General features: G+C 64.5%; 15 protein-coding genes. 10 read left to right on the top strand and 5 right to left on the bottom strand.

Annotated elements, in window-relative coordinates:
- From EV191_RS28060 to EV191_RS28080, 5 genes are all read left to right on the top strand, one after another.
- A partial coding sequence (locus EV191_RS28060) for a type I polyketide synthase (protein WP_132880888.1) occupies window positions 1-2,985 on the top strand: 2,985 nt, incomplete at its 5' end.
- 123 nt (window positions 2,986-3,108) lie between these two features.
- A complete protein-coding gene (locus tag EV191_RS28065) occupies window positions 3,109-6,066 on the top strand; it encodes a helix-turn-helix transcriptional regulator (protein ID WP_132880890.1) in 2,958 nt (985 codons plus the stop codon).
- A gap of 503 nt (window positions 6,067-6,569) precedes the next feature.
- Window positions 6,570-7,253: a helix-turn-helix transcriptional regulator gene (locus EV191_RS28070; protein ID WP_132880892.1), complete on the top strand. Its 684-nt coding sequence runs from the start codon at window positions 6,570-6,572 to the stop codon at window positions 7,251-7,253.
- Window positions 7,254-7,467: 214 nt separating this feature from the next.
- Window positions 7,468-9,195 carry an ABC transporter ATP-binding protein gene (locus EV191_RS28075; protein WP_132880894.1) on the top strand — a complete coding sequence of 576 codons (1,728 nt, stop codon included), beginning with the start codon at window positions 7,468-7,470 and terminating at the stop codon, window positions 9,193-9,195.
- The gene (locus tag EV191_RS28080) at window positions 9,192-11,096 is read left to right on the top strand and encodes an ABC transporter ATP-binding protein (RefSeq protein WP_132880896.1); all 1,905 of its coding nucleotides are present in this window, start codon (window positions 9,192-9,194) and stop codon (window positions 11,094-11,096) included. Before EV191_RS28075 ends, EV191_RS28080 begins: the two co-directional genes overlap by 4 nt.
- Before the next feature lie 19 nt (window positions 11,097-11,115).
- Here EV191_RS28080 and EV191_RS28085 read toward each other — a convergent pair whose 3' ends face one another.
- The gene (locus EV191_RS28085; protein WP_243659293.1) at window positions 11,116-14,307 is read right to left on the bottom strand and encodes an arabinosyltransferase domain-containing protein; all 3,192 of its coding nucleotides are present in this window, start codon (window positions 14,305-14,307) and stop codon (window positions 11,116-11,118) included.
- Between the two features lie 186 nt (window positions 14,308-14,493).
- Here EV191_RS28085 and EV191_RS28090 point away from each other — a divergent pair, with 186 nt between their 5' ends.
- The gene (locus tag EV191_RS28090; RefSeq protein WP_132880897.1) at window positions 14,494-14,931 is read left to right on the top strand and encodes a class I SAM-dependent methyltransferase; all 438 of its coding nucleotides are present in this window, start codon (window positions 14,494-14,496) and stop codon (window positions 14,929-14,931) included.
- 121 nt (window positions 14,932-15,052) lie between these two features.
- On the opposite strand, the gene EV191_RS28095 is transcribed toward EV191_RS28090, so the two are convergent.
- Window positions 15,053-16,201 carry an RNA polymerase sigma factor gene (locus EV191_RS28095; RefSeq protein WP_132880974.1) on the bottom strand — a complete coding sequence of 383 codons (1,149 nt, stop codon included), beginning with the start codon at window positions 16,199-16,201 and terminating at the stop codon, window positions 15,053-15,055.
- An 8-nt stretch (window positions 16,202-16,209) separates the two neighbouring features.
- Window positions 16,210-16,617: a YciI family protein gene (locus EV191_RS28100; protein ID WP_132880899.1), complete on the bottom strand. Its 408-nt coding sequence runs from the start codon at window positions 16,615-16,617 to the stop codon at window positions 16,210-16,212.
- A 217-nt stretch (window positions 16,618-16,834) separates the two neighbouring features.
- Between EV191_RS28100 and EV191_RS28105 the strand changes: the two genes are divergently transcribed.
- On the top strand, window positions 16,835-17,389 hold the full coding sequence (locus tag EV191_RS28105) for a dihydrofolate reductase family protein (protein ID WP_165913140.1): 555 nt from the start codon (window positions 16,835-16,837) through the stop codon (window positions 17,387-17,389).
- A gap of 19 nt (window positions 17,390-17,408) precedes the next feature.
- On the opposite strand, the gene EV191_RS28110 is transcribed toward EV191_RS28105, so the two are convergent.
- Together EV191_RS28110 and EV191_RS28115 are read right to left on the bottom strand one after the other, a co-directional pair.
- Window positions 17,409-18,476, bottom strand: a complete 1,068-nt coding sequence (locus EV191_RS28110) for a HEAT repeat domain-containing protein (RefSeq protein ID WP_132880903.1) — start codon at window positions 18,474-18,476, stop codon at window positions 17,409-17,411.
- A gap of 359 nt (window positions 18,477-18,835) precedes the next feature.
- The gene (locus EV191_RS28115) at window positions 18,836-19,825 is read right to left on the bottom strand and encodes an ArsR/SmtB family transcription factor (RefSeq protein ID WP_132880904.1); all 990 of its coding nucleotides are present in this window, start codon (window positions 19,823-19,825) and stop codon (window positions 18,836-18,838) included.
- Between the two features lie 80 nt (window positions 19,826-19,905).
- Between EV191_RS28115 and EV191_RS28120 the strand changes: the two genes are divergently transcribed.
- The 3 genes from EV191_RS28120 to EV191_RS28130 all read left to right on the top strand — a co-directional run bounded on the left by EV191_RS28120 (window position 19,906) and on the right by EV191_RS28130 (window position 21,156).
- Complete coding sequence (locus tag EV191_RS28120) at window positions 19,906-20,250, top strand: cupin domain-containing protein (RefSeq protein WP_132880906.1); 345 nt, start codon at window positions 19,906-19,908, stop codon at window positions 20,248-20,250.
- Between the two features lie 62 nt (window positions 20,251-20,312).
- On the top strand, window positions 20,313-20,687 hold the full coding sequence (locus EV191_RS28125) for a YciI family protein (protein ID WP_132880908.1): 375 nt from the start codon (window positions 20,313-20,315) through the stop codon (window positions 20,685-20,687).
- Between the two features lie 73 nt (window positions 20,688-20,760).
- A complete protein-coding gene (locus EV191_RS28130) occupies window positions 20,761-21,156 on the top strand; it encodes a cupin domain-containing protein (protein WP_132880909.1) in 396 nt (131 codons plus the stop codon).
- Window positions 21,157-21,158: the final 2 nt, after the last annotated feature.

Genomic DNA, 21,158 nt, shown 5'->3' on the forward strand with positions numbered 1-21,158 from the left:
ATTGCCGCTTCTGATGCCGATAGGTTCCTCGAGATCGGACCAGACGGCACCCTCTCCGCACTGGTAGACGGAATCCCGACACTGCGCAAAGACCAGGACGAAGAAACCGCACTGCTGACCGCCCTAGCGCGGCTGCACGTCACCGGCACCACAGTCGACTGGCAGCCACTATTCGCAGGCACCGGAGCACAACGGGCCGACATCCCGACCTACGCATTCGACCAGCAGTGGTACTGGCCGTCATCCACCGGTCCAGCGCGCGACGTGCGATCGGCGGGCCTCGGCGCAACCGGGCACCCTCTACTCGGTACCGCCGTACCACTAGCTGGCGGCACGGAAATAGTGTTCAGCACCCGAGTCTCACGGATCTCACATCCATGGCTCGGTGACCACGTTATTGGCGGCCAAGCCCTTGTGCCCGGTGCTGCCCTGCTCGACCTAGCCATCCGGGCCGGTGACGAGATCGGCTACGACCACATCGAACACCTCACACTTGCCGCGCCACTTGTCATTCCGGAACGGGGCGGCGTGCACATCCAAGTCCGCATCGGCGCCCCCGATGAATCCGATCTACGGCCGATCACCGTGCACAGCCGCGACGAAGCCGCCGGCGATCTACCGTGGAGCACCAACGCGACCGGCAACGTGGCAAACCGGGTCGGCCCCGAACGCCCTGTTGAGCGTCCCGTCACCGCCGAACCGATACCGGTCGACCACGCCTACGAAGGGCTGGCCGAGGTCGGCTTCGGCTACGGACCAACTTTCCGCGCACTGCGCGGCGCCTGGAAAACGGGTGATGACGTGTTCGCCGAAGTGGCGCTGCCGGAGCGCGTCACCGACGCGAGCAGGTTCGGCCTGCACCCCGTGCTACTTGACGCCGGACTGCATGCGGTCATGCTCGCCGGCAACGAGAACGGCGCCGGCGGCGCCGAACTGCCGTTCGAATGGCGCGGTGTTACCCTGCACGCAACCGGCGTGGAAACGGCGACCATCCGACTCAGCCGAGGACCCGATGGGCTCGCCATCGACGTCGTCGACGATTCGGGCGCGCCCATCCTCACCGTTGACACGCTCGCGGTACGTCCAGCCGAACTGGCCGAAACACCGAGCGAACCAGGACACGATGAACTGTTCACAGTGGACTGGACACCAATCGACGCCACAGGCGAGCCCACCCCGGTGAGCCTTCTCGGGGCCGACCCGTTCGACCTCAACGGTCACTGGCAAGCCGCCGGCCTCGCCAACGAGCCGCTCAGCGAGCTCACCGAAGCCGCGGACGCAGCGACGGTCGTCGTACAACTGGGCAATCACCCAGACGTCATCACCGCCGGACACCGCGCGGCGACACGGGCAATGGAACTCGTCCAGAACTGGCTCAACCAGAACCGGTCCGGCCAGCTGGTATTCATCACACGCGGGGTTCTCGCTGGCGCAGATGTCGGGTCCGCGGCCGCCTGGGGACTGGTACGCACGGCACAGACCGAACACCCTGGACGATTCCGCCTGCTGGACATCGGCCTCGACATCGAGTCGGCCGAGACAGCACAACTGATCGGCCGCGCCCTCGCGACCGACGAACCGGAACTGGCTGCGACCGCCACCGGCATCAGCGTGCCCCGCCTAGCGAGACTAGCCAACCCGTCGCAGCAGGACGGCACGAACACGCAACCGCAATGGGATCCCGACGGCACCGTGGTGATCACTGGCGGCACCGGTGGTCTCGGAGCGTTGCTTGCCGACCACCTCGCGCGTAACCATGCCGTACGGCACCTGTTGCTGCTCAGCCGGCGAGGGCCCGCGGCCGCTGGTGACATGGTGGAGCGACTCGCGGCGCACGGCGCCACCGCTACCGTCGCGGCATGCGATGTCACCGACCGTGGCGCGCTGGCCGAGGCGCTTGCTTCCGTTCCGAGGGAACACCCGGTCACCGCCATCGTGCATACCGCAGGCGTGCTTGACGACGGTGTGGTCGAGTCGCTCACCCCGGATCGCCTCGCATCCGTGCTCGCGCCCAAACTGGATGCCACATGGCATCTGCACGAGCTGACCGCGGACCACGACCTCACCGCCTTCATCGTGTTCTCCTCCGCGGCCGGCACGTTCGGCGGCGCTGGCCAGGCCAACTACGCGGCCGCGAACACGAGTATCGACGCGTTGATCGCGCACCGCCGGGCCGCGGGGCTCCCCGGCATCTCGATGGCCTGGGGGCCCTGGGACCAGCAGGCGGGGATGACCGGCGGACTCACCGAGGCGGAATCCCGGCGACTGGCCCGTTCGGGAATGCCACCGGTCACGCCCTCGATGGGCCTGGCGCTCTTCGACGCCGCGGTCACCGCCGATGCCGCTCATCAGCTGCCGATTCGACTCGACCTGGCAACCTTACGCCGGCAGGAGGCCGTGCCACCGCTACTGCGTGGCCTGATCCGAACTCCCCGGCGTGCCGCAGCGGGCAACACCCCCGATCCAGCGGCGCTTGGCAATCGGCTCGCCGAACTCGGCTCGACCGAACGCATCGACCTGCTGCTCGACCTGGTCCGCCGCGAGGCGGCAGCAGTGCTCGGCCACCCCGGAACGGTCGAGATTGAGCCGGCGCGGCAGTTCCGAGACCTTGGCTTCGATTCACTGACCGCGGTGGAACTGCGCAACCGGCTCGGCGCTGTGACTGGTTTGCCACTGCCAGCCACCATGGTGTTCGACTATCCAACCCCGAGTGAACTGGTCGAGCACCTTGCCGGCGAGCTCACCCCCGAGGACCAGGCGCCCGAAGCCACCCTGCTCGCCTGCATGGACGCGCTGGAACGAGCGTTCGGCGCGGTCACCGTCGACGATCAGCTGCACAGACATGTAACCGGTCGCCTCGAGGTGCTGCGTACCCGCTGGGTAGCCGGCAGCGACACGGAACAGCACGCGGCACATGACGACCTCGACAATGTTTCCGACGACGAGATGTTCGCGTATTTGGACCACGAGCTCGATATGTCCTAAGTACGAGGAGTATTGCCAATCGTGGCAGTACGGCGCTTAATGGAAACGGCTGCCAACTAGTGTTGACCATGCTAGGTTTCGGTACTTGCCAGCAAGGTTGAGTCACTCGAGGTGGGAGTCGTCGTGTCCGCGGAGCCAATGGCAGGTGAGGCGATGCCCGATGCCGCTGACTCGTTACGAACACTTGTCGAGGAGACTGTCGCCGACAACCGACGAGCGCTGATCTTCGTCCGTGGTGGCCCAGGTACCGGCAAAAGCACCGCGTTCGATTCCGCTCTCTTCGCGCTCAACGGTGCGGACACGGCCTCGGCGTGCACCGTGGTGCGCATCCACTGCGGACCCCACGCCGCGAAACAGCCATTCTGGCTCGGCAGGGCTTTTGCCGACCACCTAGGGCTCAGTGGCGTGGCTGCGCGACAGGCGAACCCACTGCTCGAACCGGGCAGTAGCAAAATCCGACCGGCGCTCTGGGCGATCGCCGAGCGCACCGGCAGTCGCTTCACCCGAATCCGGCACGGCGCGGCAGAGGGGCCAAGTGAAGCCGCCACCGCGCGCTTGCCGACCACCGAGTACACGGTGCTATCCGGGCTTTCCCGACTTGCCGCCAATGTCATGTCCACCGGGCCACTCGTGCTCGCGGTGGACGACCTGCAATGGTGCGACGAGCAGTCACTGCGTTGGATTGATTACGTGCTGCGCCGATCCAAAGACCGGCCACTGATCGTGCTGGCCACCGTGTGCACGCCGGCGCCGGCCGCGGTACTCGGTGTTGCCGGTGATCATCTCAGTGCCGACTACGGCAGAATTCTCACCCTCGGTCCGCTGGACAGCGGTGGAACACGTGCGATGCTCACGAAAGGAACCGGTGTCGTACCCGGCCCCGAGTTCGTCGAAGCCTCTCGGCTGATCAGCGGGGGCCATCGCGGCACCCTTGCCCAGTTGGTGCGGGCACTGTCCGGAGCTGGTGTGGTGCCGACCGATGAGTCGATCGGCCAGCTACATCACGTTGCGATGAGCGTGATCGAAGCGCATGCGGCGGAAACCATGGCTGGTCAACCTGAACATGTGCACCACGTGGTACGCGCCATCGCGCTGCTCGCGAGCACCGATATCGAGCTCGTCTCGGCGTTGTCCGGGGTACCGACCCGTGGGGTTCGAGCGGGTCTGGAATTCCTGCGCGACAACCATTTTCTCGCCAGCAGCGGCGATGGTTTCCGGCACGAACTCGTCCGAGTAGCGCTGCTCAGCGCCGCGCCCGACTACGAGGTCACCTGGATGCGTGATCGGGCGGCGCGATTACTCAACGACGCGGGTTTGCCCGCGGAGGTCGTCGCGGACCAGCTGTTGCCATTAGACGTAGCACCCGAACCATGGATGCAGACGGTACTTCGGGACGCGGCAAGAGAAGCCAGCCATCGGGGCGCGCCGAAGGACGCCCTGCGCCATCTCAGCCCGCTACTCGACCAGAGTCCAGGAGATCTGCGACTGCGCGGACAGGTCGCAGGCATTGTAGCCAAGGTCAACCCCGGGGAAGCCTTGGCGCACCTGCGGGCCGCGCTCGAGCTCACCAGCGATCCGCGTTCCCGCGCCGAACTTGCCATCGAGTTTGGGCACAGCGCAATCGCGGTGCAGGCGGCGCAGGAAGCCATGGACGTCCTGGTGTCCGCCGCCGACGCGCTGTACACGGCCCTCGGGGTGTCCGTCGCCACGGATGTACCCGAGGGTGCCGACCGAGAGCTCTGTACCCGACTGGAAGCCACGGTCGCGCTGGTTGGCATCAACGGCCGAAGCACATTAACCCGCGTCCGCGAGCGACTTGCTGGCGTCCCCGAACCGGTCGGCGACTCCGCGGCCGACCGGTACCTGATGGCCATGCACGCGATAAATCGAGTCATCGCCGGCACCGAACCGGAGCAGGCTGTCGCCCTTGCGCGCGCGGCGTTACCACTCGACCTGGCCGGCTATTCGACCCCGGCGACGAGCATCGCGGCAGTCACGTTCGCCGTCGCGGACGAGTCAGCGCAAGCCGTGGACGCACTGAACGTGCTGGTGGATAACAACGAGACCGACGGTGCACTGTGGTCGCTTTGCCAGTCGCTCGGCATGCGTGCGCACATGCGATACCTCGCCGGCGAGGTATCCGGAGCGATAACCGACGCCCGGACGTCCATCAAGATCGCGGGCGACGAAGGTTGGGGGCCAAGCGCCATTGGTTCGGCTGGGCTTGCACTCGCGCTCGGGTTGATGGCCCGTGGGGAGCTTGACCAAGCACGCGAGACGCTCGCTTCCGTTGTGGACGTCGACCTGGCGGAGTCGCCATTCGAGCTGTACGTATGGGTGCTGGTCGACGCGATGCTCCGTGCCGCGGCAGGGGACAGTGAACGTGCCGTCAAACAACTGCGACATTGTGGCCGCCGTCTGGAAGAAGACGGGGTGACCAATCCGCTACTACTGCCGTGGTGGGCCGAGGCCACGTTGTTGCTCGCTGAAAGTGGGCAGGCACGGAGTGCGCGGCCACTGGTCGAGTACGGCGAGGACCTGGTGGCCCGGTGGGACGTGCCGAGGGCCCGCGCCCTCGCGCGCATCGCACGCGCCATGGTCTCCCGGGGTACCGAGCGGATCGACCTGTTGACCGACGCCGCGGTCGCGATGGAATCCTCCGGGGCGATGCTGGATCGCCAGCGCGTCGAATACCTGCTTGGGCGGGAGCTGCTACGCAAAGAGCAGCCAAAGGCAGCGCGGGAGCACCTCCGTACCGCTGCCGAGATCGCGACCTGGTGCGGTGCGACGACAGCCGCGGCAACCGTCCGTGAGCTGCTCGTCTCCGCTGGTGGGCGGATGCGTCAAGGCACGGGTGCACGTACCGACATACTGACCGGTAGCGAACTGCGCGTCGTCGAACTGGCGGTCGGCGGAGCGACGAATCGCGAGATCGCCGACGAACTCTTTGTCACCTCGCGGACCGTTGAGGTGCACTTGACCAATGTCTATCGGAAACTGGGCATCACTGGTCGAGCGGATCTGGCCACCGTGCTACCGAAGCTGACGGGTATGCGTCGCGGAAGCTTGGATGAAGATTAGTGATCTGGCCGTGAACTAGGACTTTGCCAGCATGCGCGCTGTTACACAGGGTATCGCGCGTGTTCCGGTCGCGGCTGAGACAACCGCTACCCCGGGCAGATGGTCATGCGCGTAACGTGGCGGGCGTGGCATGCACGAAGTTGAGGACAAAGTTGGGTCTTTTCGGACCGTAGTACGAGATGCCGGCGGGGCGGGCGGAAGTTCGGTACGGACCTGCCGCAAAGTATGTACTTTTCCTGGCCCGTTCCTGTGCGTCGACTCGGCCACCCGCACCGAACACCCGAGTTCGGTACCGAACCTCGCCCACCCATACCCCAGGTTTTGCCTTGGCCACAGGTTTCGCGTTGACACCCTTTCTGGCGGCTTCTTATAGTCGGCCAAACGGGCTTGCCTGTTGCTCTGGGGATATTTCTGGGTGGCTTGGGTGTTTTCTCGGTTGTTCCCGTGCATTCAGGTTGTGGCAAGTTTCGTTCTTACGTGCGTGGCTACAGAGGGGACATTAGTTGTACGCGAATCCCGTTGTTATGGAATTGTCTGGTGGGACTGAGGGCTCCCGGTCACATGAACACGCGGACGCATATCTGTCACTCTTTGAGCGTTCCGGTATCTGCATGGCCAGCCTCAATGCCGAACTGCGCGTGCACGAGGCGAACGAGCAGTTCGCGGAGGAGCTCTGCCCGATGGGTGATCAACTCGAGGGGCGTGAGCTGTTTGACTTCCTCCAGGTCCAGGCCGAATCTGACCTGCGCAGGCAGCTTATGCGGCTCGCGGCAGGCTGGTCGAATCGGGTTGTGGAGCGAGTACAGGTGGTTCGCGGCGGCGACCAGCCGAACCCGGCACAGCTCACCGCCGTATCGACGAGGGCCGATACGCGAGCGTTGCCAAGAGTGCTAGTGATGCTGCAGTGCGACGAGATCGGCGAACCGCTCGGTCGACTTGGCGGACGCGTGCAGCTTACTGACCTCGACGCCCGGATTCTCAAGGGCGTGGCAATGGGAATGTCCACGATCAACCTGGCGACCAAACTTTATCTAAGTCGTCAAGGAGTGGAATACCATGTCGGTACGATGTTGAAAAAGTTCAAGGCCAGCAATCGGCCGGCGCTTGTTTCCAGGGCGTATTCGATTGGCGTACTGGATGCGCGAAGTTGGCCACCCAAAGTAGCGCCCGAGTTTATCAAGTCGTGAACTTAATTGCACTGAATTGCGTATCTAGTTACGGACGTCCAGAACGTTCCGAAACTCAGTTTCGCCGGACCGGGGCCAGGAGTAGCCTCCGGCCACTGGGCGCGGCGACGGCCGGCGTCCGACCGGTAAGTGCCGACGCGACATGGGCATTGCGTGCTTAGCATCCCCTCGCCGGGCCGGCGTCATGGGCAGTCGTACCTTCATGGGAGACCTCTTGCTGAGCCGCCTGTTAGCGACCTACCTGCGACCGTACCGCTGGCATATCACCGCGATCATCGTATTGCAGATGATTGGCACCATCGGTTCGCTGTACTTGCCAAGCCTGAATGCGGACATCATCGACTTCGGCGTTGCCAACGGTGACACCGCGTACATCTTCCGCACGGGCGGGTGGATGCTCGTGGTCACCGTGCTCCAGATGCTCGGCACGGCAGGCGCGGTGTACTTCGGTGCCCGCGCGGCCATGGCGGCTGGCAGGGATATCCGGGGAGCGGTCTTCGGCAAAGTGCAGACCTTCTCGCAGCGGGAGGTCGCGCGGTTCGGTGCACCATCGTTGATCAACCGCACCACCAACGATGTACAGCAGGTCCAGGTGCTGATGGTGATGCTGTCCACCATGTTCGTGGCCGCGCCGATCACCTGCGTCGCCGGCGTCGTGATGGCGTTGCAAGAGGACGTGGGGCTGTCCTGGTTGGTCGCCGTATGCGTTCCGGTACTCGGCGTATCAATCGGGCTGATAATCGCGCGCACCATGCCGCAGTTTCGGCGGATGCAGGTGCGATTGGACGGCGTCAACCGGGTACTGCGCGAACAGCTCACCGGGATTCGTGTGGTGCGCGCGTTCGTTCGAGAACCGGCCGAGACCCGTCGATTCGATGCGGCCAACGGCGCGCTTACCGAGACGGCCTTGCGCGTCGGCAGGCTGCAGGCGTTGATCTACCCAACCGTGATGCTGGTACTGAACGTCTCGAGTGTCGCCGTGCTGTGGTTCGGCGCGCAGCGCGTCGACGCTGGCGATATGCGGATCGGGTCACTGACCGCCTTCCTGAGTTACCTGATGCAGATTCTGGTAGCGGTCATGATGGCCACCTTCATCACCATGATGGCGCCGCGGGCGGCTGTCTGTGCGGAACGCATTACGGAGGTTCTGAAGACGGAGCCGTCGGTGTTACCGCCGCCGGCTCCGGTGCCGGCACCGGGCCCAGTCGGCGTGGAGTTTCGCAACGTCGAGATGCGTCATGCGGGTGCGGACGATCCGGTGCTGCGCAATATCAGCTTCCGGGTCGAGGCTGGCCAGACCACGGCGATCATCGGGAGTACCGGCTCAGGCAAATCGACCCTACTCTCGCTCGTGCCCCGGTTGTTGGACGTGACCGGCGGCAAGGTACGGGTGGCCGGGCTGGATGTTCGGGCACATGAGCCGGAAGCGCTGTGGGCACGGATCGGGCTAGTCCCGCAGCAGGCGTACCTGTTCGCCGGCACGGTCGCGAGCAACCTCCGGTATGGCGATCCGATGGCCACCGACGAGCAACTGTGGGCGGCCCTGGCGGTGGCGCAAGCCAAAGAGTTCGTCGAGAGCCTGCAAGGCGGGCTCGCCGCGCTGGTCGAGCAGGGTGGTACGAACCTGTCCGGGGGGCAGCGCCAACGTCTGGCGATCGCGCGGGCACTCGTCCGCCGTCCGGAGGTCTACTTGTTTGACGACTCCTTCTCCGCGCTCGATCTCGCGACCGACGCGGCACTGCGCAGCGCGCTTGCGCCACACACCGCGGATTCCGCTGTCCTCGTCGTGGCACAGCGAGTTTCGACGGTCCTCGATGCGGATCAGATCGTCGTGCTGGACAGCGGCACCGTGGTCGGCATCGGAGGCCACGACGAGTTGATTGAGACCTGCCCGACATACCAAGAGATCGTCCAGTCCCAGCAGACCCCGGAGCCGGCATGACCGCGACAACCGACGAACGGCCCGATCCGGATGCGCGCGGTGCGTCGGTTGCCGCCGCGGAGCGAAACAAGGGCCAAGGCATGCCGGGGATGGACATGCCGGGTGGCAAGGCAAGCAAGTTCGGGCCAACGGTACGCAGGCTGGCCAGTCGGCTGCGACCACACCGTATTGCGGTAGCCACCGTACTCGGACTCGGTGCGGCGAGTGTCGCGCTGTCGGTTTCCGGGCCGCTGCTGCTCGGCAAGGCCACCGATGTAATCTTCACCGGCGTGCTCGCGGACTGGGCCGGAGAGCCTGGCGGCGGCATCGATTTCGCCGCGCTCGCCACGGTCCTAGCCTGGGTGCTGGGTATCTACCTATGTTCCGCGCTGTTCGGTGTGACCCAGGGGCGGATACTCAACCGGGTCGTACAACGGGTGGTTTTCCGGCTGAGGTCCGATGTGGAGAACAAGTTACACCGATTGCCACTGCGTTATACCGACGGCCAGCCTCATGGCGAGCTGCTTTCTCGCGTTACGAACGATATCGACAATGTTTCCACCGCATTGCAGCAGACCCTGAGCCAGCTGCTCACCTCGCTGCTGACGGTGATCGGGGTGCTGGTGATGATGTTGACCATCTCGCCGACGCTCACCCTGGTCGCGCTGATCTCGATCCCACTGTCCGGATTGGTCGTGGCGGTAATAGGCAGCCGAGCGCAGAAGCTGCATGCCAAGCAGTGGGAACACACCGGCTCGATCAACGCACATGTCGCTGAGGCCTACAGCGGACATCAGATCGTTCGGGTATTCGGCCGGCAGGCGGATACCGCTGTTGAGTTCGACCGTCGTAATGAGGAGCTGTACCGGGCTGCTTCGGGCGCGCAGTTCCTCTCCGGCTTGATGACACCGGTGATTATGGGCGTGTCCAATGTGAGCTATGTGGTGCTAGCTGTCATTGGTGGTATGCGGATCACTTCGGGAACCATGACTCTGGGCGAAGTGCAGGCTTTCATTCAGTACTCGCGCCAGTTCACGCAACCGCTGAACCAGGTTGCTTCGATGGCCGCCGTCATCCAGTCGGGCGCGGCGTCTGCGGAGCGGGTGTTCGAGATCCTTGATGTGGCGGAGGAGATGCCGGACAGGCCCACTGCCGCCGCGCCCGCGGTGGGCGGTCGTGGCCGAGTCGAGTTCGAACGAGTGTCGTTCTCCTATGATCCGGACAAGCCGCTGATCGAGGATCTCTCGCTGGTCGCGGAACCAGGTCAGACGGTCGCGATCGTGGGACCCACCGGTGCCGGCAAGACGACGCTGGTCAACCTGATTATGCGGTTCTATGAACTGAACGCGGGTCGGATCACCCTGGACGGCGTGGATATTACCCAACTGAGCCGAGCGGATCTGCGGTCCCAGATCGGCATGGTGCTACAGGACGCCTGGTTGTTTGGCGGCACCATTCGGGACAATCTCAGCTACGGGCGTCCCGATGCGACCGAGGCCGAGATCCTGGCCGCGGCTCGGGCCACCAGCGTGGACCATTTCGTACGGACGCTGCCGGATGGGTACGACACGGTCATCGAGGAAGACAGCAACAACATCAGCGCGGGGGAGCGTCAGCTGCTGACTATCGCGCGCGCGTTCCTTGCCGGTCCGAACCTGTTGATCCTGGATGAAGCGACAAGCTCGGTTGACACCCGTACCGAAGCGCAGGTGCGCCAGGCTACGGCGGCGCTGCGTTCGTCGCGGACCAGCTTCGTCATCGCGCACCGGCTGTCGACGATCCGAGACGCGGACCTGATTCTGGTGATGGAGGACGGCCGGATAGTCGAACAGGGCACGCACGACCAGCTGATCGACCGCCATGGTGCATACCATCGTCTCTACCACAGCCAGTACACTCGCCCGGCCAGTGACCCCGCCTGAGGCTTCTCGCTGAATGCGATCAGCGGGTTGGTGTTTCCCCGTCGATCATCTCGGGGCCGGGCCCTGGCCCAGGCGACCACCAGCCGGAGCGCACCTCTTCGCCGCGGATGACCCTGGGCTCCGCGCCGGCTACGTACGGCTCCACCTTGAACAGCTGGCCCCACGGCATGTTTGGCTCGCTGCGAATGAAGCTCGGCACTTCCGGCTGGTTGGCGACCTCCTCGATCCAGCCAACAGGGCCACCGCCCTTGCTCGACGACACACCGCCGTCGTTGACCAGCGGTGCGGCGGTCACTCGATAGTCAGGCACCTCGGCGATTCCGTCGCGCCAGACCGGCGGCTGTACGCAGGGGTGGACGAAGCTCGCGGGCCAATCCACGAAGGTTGGTTTGTCGCCAAGCCGCTCGGTGAGTGTGGTGTTCACCGGGATGCGGGGTTCGGTGAACGCGATCCAACCATCCTCGGTGAGGTCGTCGTCTTCCACGATCAGGCGCATTGTCTCGACCTGTGCTGGCTTGTTCACGTCCTCGTCCTCGATCCGGAACCGGCTATCGGCCCAGGGCGCGGACTGTGATTGGGCGACGGTCACTTCTTGCTCGCCTAGTACCTCGACACCCTGTGGGGTTTGCCTGCCAAACTGCGCGGTGATCGAGACTGCCTTGTTCCGTTCAGCCGCGACGGAGACCGCGATCTCCTGCTCCTGCGCGTCCTCCGGCAAGGCATACCAATCGGTGCGCACATGACCGGTAGGCCGGTCGCCGTTACGGTAACTGCTCCACATCTTGGTTTCGCCACGCTTGAAATCGTTCGGCGGTTTGCCGATCGGGTCGTCATAGGACTCCGGCTCGGTCTGGAAACCGACGACAGGCACAGGTCCGTTCGCGGCGAAGTTCGACGGTGACCCCTGCTCGTGCGGTGCGGTGCGCTGCCGCGGCGCGGGCAGTGGGGCAAGCACGTTGGCGCTGGGATCGCCCTCCACCATGACGTAATCGGAGAGGTTGCAGCTACCGGAGTTCGCCAGACTGGCGAAATTGGCGCCGCCGAAGCTGTAGCTACTGCGTTGCTTGTGGACGGCCTTGAGCATGCTGCCGATCTCGCCCGCGACGAACAGACCGCACACAACTACCAAACCCAGCGAGCCAAACACAAGCGCACGTTTGGGCTTCTCCGGCGCGAGCTGATGTCCTTTCCGGTCACGGATGTTCTCCACGAAGGCGATCAACGCGGCCACGCCCGCGCAGGCCAGTAGCACGCTGGAGAAGCTGATACCACCGATTGACGGCGGGATGTCGTTCCACGGCACACCAAACCTGGACACGAACCAGTACGCGTTACGACCGGTGACGGACAGTGCGGCGATAACCAGGAGCACGGCGAGAAACGCCATCCGGTTACGTCTCGATCGCAGTACCCCGGCACTCACCGACAGCGCGGTCAATGCGGCAAGGGCGGCGCCGATTCCAGCGAGCGGTCCGAAGTGATGGGTCCACTTGGTCGGAGTCAACGCGTACAGGACGAAGAACAGGGCGACAGTGCCGATCAGTCGTCGGCTCGGTCCAAGCGGGGCACCGGGGATTCGTCCGCGACGCAACAGCACGACGAAACAGGTAATGATGCACAGCCACATGAGCAGCACGGGAAACCGTCGGCTTAGTGCGCCATCGGCGGTATCACTGAACAGCAGGGTGTACCTGGAGAGTTCCTGATACCACGACTGATTCGGGCCAACCTGGGATCGCAGCCGCGTCGCCTCGAGGACGCCGGCCATGGTTTGGTCAGCGAAGACGACCATCAGGATAGCTAATCCCGAGCCCAGAATCGGCGCGAGCGTGGCAAACCACCCGTGGGCCTTGGCGTGGCTGGTGAGCATCCGCGCGAGCGGGCGCGCGGCAACGATGAACGGGGCGAGCGCCACGATGCCGCCAGGGGCGGTGCCGATACTGAAGGCCGCGACGATCAGGCCGAGACACAGCGGCAGGAGTCTGCGGGTGACCAGGGTGCGCTCGACCGCCGCCAAGGCGAGCAGTACGCCAACGGCGAGCCAGGGCTCGGGGCGAGTACCGGTATTGAAGGGCATCCAGGTGACCAGGAAGACCATCGCGGCCGCCCAAGCGGCGGCGCGGCTCCTGCGGATGCGCGTCCCGAGCCGGGGGAGTATCTCCCTGCTGAGCAGGAACCAGGTCAGAACCCCGAGAAGGAAGGTTGGTAGCCGGATCCACACTGGCGAGGTGCTGATGTTCGCCATCAGCTCGTGTAAGTGATCGTTCCAGCCGATCGGCGACTCGGGGACGCCGAGCCACCGGTAGTAATTGGTCAGATAGCCGATCTCGTCTCTGACCCTGGCCATGGTGAGGATATAGCCGTCATCGGCGGTGACGGGTCCGATGAATATCCATAATCCGAGGGTGAGGACGACCGCGACGTCCCTGAGTGTGATCTTCCACCAGCCGACCGGCGCCCACCGGGGCGCGCGGCGGGCTACCCGGGAATCCATTCGCCACGTCGCGAACAGGCAGCCGAGTAGCGCCACCACACCAACGATGGTGACCAGTGTCTTCCAGATGGTTGGCGTGGACAGATACCGAGTGTCCGGGGTGATCTCAACGCTCAGCCCATCGACTGGATCGCGAGCGGAGTCGAAGTCAGAGTAGATGCCGATAACGCGAGCCCGCTGATCTCCGGTCTCGTCATAGACCGCCTCGTCGCCGACGGTGATCGTCGTTCGTTCCGCATTGGAGGAGACAGTGAGATCACAGGCCGCGCCGAGCGGCTGCTGCACTACTTGCTGTCCACGATTGACTACATCCAGTACACCGTTGTCCATGCGGAGCTGCAGGCCGGAACCGAAGCCGGCGCGCTGCTTGGGAACGGTGGAGAACAACACCGAGCTGTTCGGGGTACGTGCGTCCAGCGAACGGATGGCGGAGCAGGGAATCTCAGCCTGCAGATCTTGTGCCCAGTAAGCGACAAGGGGAGCGTTCACCGATTGTGTGTCGCGCTGATCCGGCCAAACGATCTTCGACGTTTCCTGGACGACGGGTAGAAACGGAACCGTGATCGCCGCGGCCGCGGCGATCAGACCGAGCACGAGCGCGATCAGCCGCCAGCGGCGGGTTAACCCGTTCTGGAAAGCGGTAGTGCTCGGCTGCTGATCGGCGGTCGGGTTAGCCGCCGACTTCTTCGGGGTCGAGGCGCGTTCGGTGGACGACACCGGCACGACGCTAAACCAATGGCTTTGGTCCGTTCACAGTGCCTCCGGCAGGGTGTGGCCCGCGTACGGCACTGATCGGGTAAATCGACCAGGAAGCCGAGTTGGCGGGCACGGCGTTCCTCCTGGCGGAGGGGCGTGCGGAGGCGTTTCCGGGTGCCCGGCGGTATTGCCAACTAGGCTGGGAGTATGCCGGGAGCTATCTCGCCGCGCCTTGCCGAGATCGTCGCGGCCCTGCCGCTCGCGCCGGAGGCGAACGTGCTGGAGATCGGGTGCGGGCCGGGCGCGGCCGCCCGTGCCGTAGCGGCGCGGCTGACGTCGGGACGGATTCTCGCGATCGATCGCTCAGCCACGGCGATTGCTCAGGCGAAGATCTCCGGGCTGGAGGAGATCGCCTCGGGGAGGATGAGCGTTCGGCATATCGCGGCCGAGGACTTTGTCCTGGAGCCGGGTGACGCCGCTTTCGATATCGCTTTCGCGGTACGGGTTGGCGCACTTGACGGCCGTCATCCGGCGGCGGGACAAGTGGTGCTGGAGCGCATCGCGGCAGTGCTGGCACCCGGTGGTCGGTTGTTCGTGGACGGTGGTCAACCGCTACGGGAAATTCCACTGTCGCCCATACGATGACTATTTAGCCGATTCGGGCAATTACGTCACTACGCCAAAGTGATCGCCGCCGCGCAGGGTGATCACACCGCTAACCTGATAGAACGCGAACAAGGAACGTCACCAGTGCGGGAGCGAGTGGTCACCCGAGCAGGTCGGTGTTAAGCCGAGCGGCTTGTCGAGTCAGGTGGTTACGTTCGGCGATGTTTGTCGCTTTCCCCGCTGCTTCGGCGTAGAGCCGAGCGGCGGTGGTCAGCTGGCCAGCTCGCTCGTGGAGGTAAGCCGCCACCGCGGCGTAGCGAGGCAGTGTTTCGTTCAGCGCCCCCAAGGCATCGAGCCCAGCCTCGGGGCCGGTTGCTTCGCCGACGGCAACAGCTCGATTGAGTTGAACGATCGGGCTGTCGGACAGTTGAGCGAGTTCGTCGTACCACTCGACGATCTGTGGCCAGTCGGTCTCGGCTGTCGTGCGGGCATCGGCGTGTAGTGCGGCGATGGCAGCTTGTGCCTGGAATTCTCCGAGCCGGTCGCGGCGAAGCGCGGACTGCAGGATCGCCACCCCCTCGGCGATCGATGAGGTGTCCCATTTGGTGCGGTCCTGTTCGGCGAGTGGCACCAGGCTGCCGGTCGACGTCATTCGGCTAGCGCGGCGGGCGTGGTGCAGCAGCATGAGTGCCAACAATCCGGCTACCTCGGGGTGGTCGGCGACGTCAGCGAGCTGCCGGGTGAGTCGGATGGCCTCGGCCGCCAGGTCGATGTCGCCGGAGTAACCCTCGTTGAAGACCAGGTAGAGAACGCGAAGCACGGTGGCGAGGTCGCCAGTTTGGTCGAACCGGGCTCCGGCAACGGTGCGTTTTGCTCGGCTGATGCGCTGTGCCATGGTCGCTTCGGGAACGAGGTACGCTTCGGCGATTTGCCGAGTCGTGAGCCCACCGACGGCGCGGAGTGTGAGCGCCACCGCCGAGGATGGCGTCAGGGAAGGGTGCGCGCAGCGAAAGTAAAGCTGGAGCGTGTCGTCCGCCGTCGGCGTGGCTGAAGGGGAGTTCGGATCGTCGGCCAGCCGTTCCTCTCGGCGATGCCTGGCCGTGTCCGCGCGAGCGGAGTCGACGAACTTTCGCCAAGCGACGGTGACGAGCCAACCCTTCGGGTCCTGAGGCAGCTCCGTTGACCACGCGCGGATAGCCTCGATCAGTGCTTCCTGCACGGCATCCTCCGCCGCCATGAAATCAGCGCCACGACGGCGGAGGATGCCAAGCACGTCCGGTATGAGGCTCCGAATCAGTGCCTCGTCCATCGGAGCAGTCACTCCGTGATGGTGGGCGGTACGGCCAGGAGCGGCCGGACTTCCAGCCATTCGTGGATTGGCTTGCCGCCGGCTCCGGGTGCGGCGGACAGTTCACCAGCCAGTTCGATGGCGCGTTCGTAGCTGTCGACGTCGATCACCATCCAGCCGGCGATGAGGTCCTTGGTCTCCAGGAACGGGCCGTCGGTGACCGGTGGATTTCCGGCACCGTCATACCGGACAAAGGTGCCCTCGGCGGCGAGTGCCTGACTGTCAACGAACTCGCCGGTTTCTTGGAGGCGGGTAGCGAAATCGCTCATATACCGCATATGCGCGGAGACCTCGTTCGGCGTCCACTGGTCCATTGGGACGTCGTTGACCGCGGCAGGGGCGCCCCGGTAGTGCTTGAGCATCAGGTACTTGGCCATCGTGGTTCTCCTTGTTGGTGTTGCGACCCATTGTGGTCATGTTCAATACCGGGACGGAGCCGATCGAAGGTTCTCGACACTGTCTACGAAAGTTTTTTGTGCCGGTGACGAGCCAGCTCGTCCAGCCAACAGGCGCCTGGATGCTAGGTTCGACGAACCTGCCCAGGGGCACACGTTCCAGTGGCGTAAGGCGGTTAGTTCCCGAAACGGAGGGTCGGTGCGCAAACTCTTTTCGTATGTGATCATCAGCCTCGATGGCTACTACGAAGGTCCGAATGGCGAGTTCGACTGGCCGAACATCGACTCGGAGTATTTCGAGTTTGCCAACCAGACCGACGCCTACATCGACACGCTGCTGTTCGGTCGAGTGGGGTACGAGCACATGGCGGCACATTGGCCGGACGCAACCGGACCGCACCCGGAGGTCGTGCAGTTCATGAACAGCGTTACGAAGGTTGTGGTTTCCGGGACGCTGCGCGAAGTGGAATGGCACAACACGACTATCGTGGACGGCGACCGGCTGAACGAGACGATCACGGAGTTGAAACGGCAACCTGGCAAGGAGATGGCGCTGTTCGGCAGTGTGCGGCTGACGGCGAGTTTGCTGGAACTCGGGTTGATCGATGAATTGCGGGTGCTCGTGAACCCGATCATTCTGGGCGCTGGCCGCTCCCTGTTCTCGACGCTGCGTAACCGTGTTGCGCTGGACTTGTGGCGTACTACGACGTTCCGTTCCGGCAATGTGCTGCTGACGTATCGGCCAAGGCAATAGTCAACCGCGCCGGCGCGAGTCAGCGAGTGGCCAGATCGGCTAGTACCCGCTGGAGGTTGGTTCGTACCATGGCGTCGGTTTCGGTAGCGAGCGCGTCAATGAGCTGACCGCGCAAGCCGGCTTCGGCCCGGCGGCCGATCGCCTGTACCGCGGCGAGCCGTACCAGCGGCTGCGCATCCGTGAGGGCGTTGGCGAGCAGGCCCGGCACGCGGGCCCCGCGTGCAGCGAAGAGATGGTGCACGGCAGTCCGTCGCATTCGGACGTCTGGATCCATGCATAGCGGGGCCAGGTCCTGCCCGGACAGTTCGTCGGCATCGGACAGCCATCGGATAGCTCGAGTTCTTGCCTCGGCGCTGGAATCGTCCAGCAGTCGTCGGGCTAGCGCTGGGAGGTCAACCTGACCAAAGGCACTGAGGGCGTCAAACGCCGCCAGCCGCACCGTGGCATTGGGATCGTTGAACAAGTCGCGGGTGACCGGCACGAGCGCGGTCAGCACGCGCGCGGCGGCGACTCGCATGGCCTCGGCCCGGACCTCCGGAGCGGGGTCGACCGCGACATTCGCCAAGGCGGCCACCGTGGCTGGTCGCAGGTCATCGAAGGCGAGCATGGAGCGCGCGGCCCGAGCTCGGCGGGCGGCGTTCGCGTCGGTAACGAGAATGTCCACCAACCGCTGCTGGTCGCCGGGGATCTTCCCCTCAGCGAGCCCGATTCGATAACCGGCTGCGAGTTCGTCCAGCCACCGCTCGTACCACGAAAGGAAGTCGTCATCTTCCAACACGTAGGGGCCCGGAACCCCGGTGAAGTCCAGCATGGCCAGCCGACCACGTGCGGTGCCGGTGACGATGAGCACGGTATAGCTATCGCAGCCATGGTGCGCCACCGCGATCGTCCCCTGGTGCGGGACAGGATCCGGGCCGGAATCCGTGTAGTTGTCCCACCAATCGTCTCGGTAACGAACGCCCGACCGCAGCGGGCTAGGCGCGGCGAGCTGCCCGGCGATGTTGTCGTAGTTCACGATGGCGTAGGCGTCGGACAGCGATGGCAGCCCGAAACCTGGTCCGGCTCCGCCATCACCGAGCTCAGTCAAGAATCGCCGGTATCCCTTCGGGAGCCGAATCTCGTGGTGTCCCTCAAAATTCTCGACATCATCTAGCGAAGCCGGCGGGCGTAGCCGAAACTGGTGTTTCTCCTGTCTCGACAAAACGGTTCGGCCGGGCACACCGGGAAGCGTCGCTAGCTTCCTGGTGATCCGCGCGAGTTGGTCATCCACCGGTCAATCGTGGCATCGGTTCGACGTTCGGTTGCCAGGTGCCAAGCAGACTCGGCGAGCCGGCGTAGCTCGCCGTCACTAAAGTAACCGTGAGCGAATCAGGAAGCGAACACCTCCGGGCCTCGACTCCCCAAAACCGTGTACATCGATCACCAGAGTGAGACCTCATGTCGGCGTCACCGAACGCCGGCGAGCGCTTCGCCGAGTGGTGTCCGTGTATGCAGGACGCGCACTCCGGTGCGACGGCTGTCGATCAATCCGGCGTCGCGTAGCACCGTGAGATGATGCGACGCTGTCGACACCGCCAGATCCGTCAGATGAGCACATTCCGATGTCGACAGCGGCTGTTGCAGCTCAATGATCAAGCGGGCGCGCGTGGCGCCAAGCAATGCGGTGAGTGCTTCTACGGCGTCGGTGCGGCCGCGATGCCAGGTCTCCGATACCCCGTGGGCTGGGTAGAAGATCGTGGGTTGCGCGGGGCGCTCAGTGAGCACCGCGCAGCCGCGCGCGGCCATCATGACCGACGGGACGAGCACCAGGCCGGTCCCGCCGCAGTCAACGACCTCTTCGTGTTGTCGCATCTGTACGCGAACGACCTCGTTGTCCCACGTGACGGTCGAATGCAGGGTGCTGGCCATTTCGGCGAGACCAACATCGCTGCTGCGCCTGGCCCGTACCGCGACATCGGCCCGCAGCAGGCGCAGCATCTCGGGCCAAACTGGGGCAAGCAGGGCCTCCCACAGTTCGAGCCAGGCGTCGGCAATCAGCGCTCTGGCCCGATCCGGTGCCTCGATCAGGTCGCGGATCTCTTGCTGGCGGGCACCGGAGGACCGGGCCACCATCTTGTGCAGATCGAACGTCAGTCGTTCGTCGGGAACGTCCCGCAGCCGTGCGGCCTCCTCCGCCGGAGTCATATCGCCGGATGGCGTGGCCGTGAGGAAATCCGGCATATAACCATCCGCGCCGCAAATCACGGCCATCAGCCGGAACGCCTCTTTCGGCAGCGTGCCGTCGAGGGTACGGAACCAGCCCCAGTGCAGCGGTGCCGTACGTGGACGTAGGGCCACTCGCACGGCGTGTACCAGCTCGTGTCCTGGCGAGATGCCGAAACGAACGGCCGAGATATCGCTCGAACCGAGCCGGAACTCAACGAACTTTCGATCCACATCGAAAGCGTAGTCAGTCACAGCCGGATTGGCGCAGAGTTACGTCATCAGCAACCGGCCGACCGAGAGGACCGAACATCATGACCACCACGATCCCCGCCGAAAGCATCCGGGTTGGCGAGAGCCGAACACTCCGGTTCGAGGGAAACGCGTACGGATCCAACGTGTCGTTCTTCCTCGTCACCGCGGACCCCGGGCAGGGCCCCGATCTGCACCGCCATCCATACGACGAGACCTGGACCGTGCTCGCGGGCGAAGTGACCATCGTGATCGGTGCGGAGACGATCACGGCTCGTGCTGGCGATACCGCCGTTGCTCCCGCCGATACCTGGCAACGGTTTACCAACACCGGCATTGACACGCTGCGAATCATGTGCATCCACGCGTCCCCGGTCATGATCCAGGAGTTCGCCGCCAAGCGTTGAGCGGCCGACCGATCCGCGTGCTCCGAAACAGCCGATCAATTCACCCGAGAAAGGGAAATCCCATGACACAGTACTTTCTGACCGTCCCGCATGACACGGCCGAAGAGCCGACGATGGAGTCCATGCAGGAAATGGATCCAGCTGAGCTCGAAGCGATGATTGCCGCCGTGGATCGATTCAACTCCGCACTGGCTGAAGCCGGTGCGTTCGTGCACGCCGGCGGGCTGCAGCCGCCGTCGACCGCGATCACCGTCGATGCCACCGGCGGGAAGCCAACGCATACGTCCGGGCCATTCGTGGACGCGAAGGAGTACGTAGGCGGGTTCTGGATCATCAGCGCGCCTGACGAGCGGGCCGCGCTCAACTGGGCGGAGCAGTGCTCCGCGGCACTGGGGTCACGTATCGAAGTCCGCGCGTTGCAGGAGAACCCGGAATAGTCGGACGAAGGGCGTAGGCGGCAGGTCACGTTTTTCCAATACCCGCCACTACCAGCCGGCGCAAGATGTGTGCATGACCGAGATACTGGACCTATCCCGTACATACCTGCACCTGAACGAGAGCGGCGCCGAGCAGTTGCCCGTCGACGACCAGTTCTGGGAGCGGGTCATCAGCGGAGCGCTGCCGCTCCCAGGTTGGCTGGTGGCCGTGTTCGAGTTTCCTGAAGCTGATGATGGCGAGCAGGGCGACAGCGAAATGCATCCCCTTGGTGATGAGGTGCACCTGTGCCTTTCCGGCGCGATGAGCGCGGTGTTGGAATACGACACGGGTACGAAAGTGATCGACTTTGCGGCCGGTGAAGCCTGCCAGGTTCCGCGTGGCACCTGGCATCGCTTGGTGGCGCGGCAGCCAAGTCGCATCGTGAGCTTCACGTTCGGGACAGGGACGGAGCATCGCGCGGCGGGGTGAGC

It is taken from the genome of Tamaricihabitans halophyticus (genome assembly GCF_004340875.1).
Taxonomy (GTDB): Bacteria; Actinomycetota; Actinomycetes; order Mycobacteriales; family Pseudonocardiaceae; genus Tamaricihabitans; species Tamaricihabitans halophyticus.

What these genes read in the sequence shown, in the direction of transcription:
- EV191_RS28080 (WP_132880896.1), top strand. Translation starts at nt 9,192, where the DNA reads ATGACCGCGACAACCGACGAACGGCCCGATCCGGATGCGCGCGGTGCG.
- EV191_RS28090 (WP_132880897.1), top strand. Translation starts at nt 14,494, where the DNA reads ATGCCGGGAGCTATCTCGCCGCGCCTTGCCGAGATCGTCGCGGCCCTG.
- EV191_RS28095 (WP_132880974.1), bottom strand. Translation starts at nt 16,201, where the DNA reads ATGGACGAGGCACTGATTCGGAGCCTCATACCGGACGTGCTTGGCATC.
- EV191_RS28100 (WP_132880899.1), bottom strand. Translation starts at nt 16,617, where the DNA reads ATGGCCAAGTACCTGATGCTCAAGCACTACCGGGGCGCCCCTGCCGCG.
- EV191_RS28120 (WP_132880906.1), top strand. Translation starts at nt 19,906, where the DNA reads ATGACCACCACGATCCCCGCCGAAAGCATCCGGGTTGGCGAGAGCCGA.
- EV191_RS28125 (WP_132880908.1), top strand. Translation starts at nt 20,313, where the DNA reads ATGACACAGTACTTTCTGACCGTCCCGCATGACACGGCCGAAGAGCCG.
- EV191_RS28130 (WP_132880909.1), top strand. Translation starts at nt 20,761, where the DNA reads ATGACCGAGATACTGGACCTATCCCGTACATACCTGCACCTGAACGAG.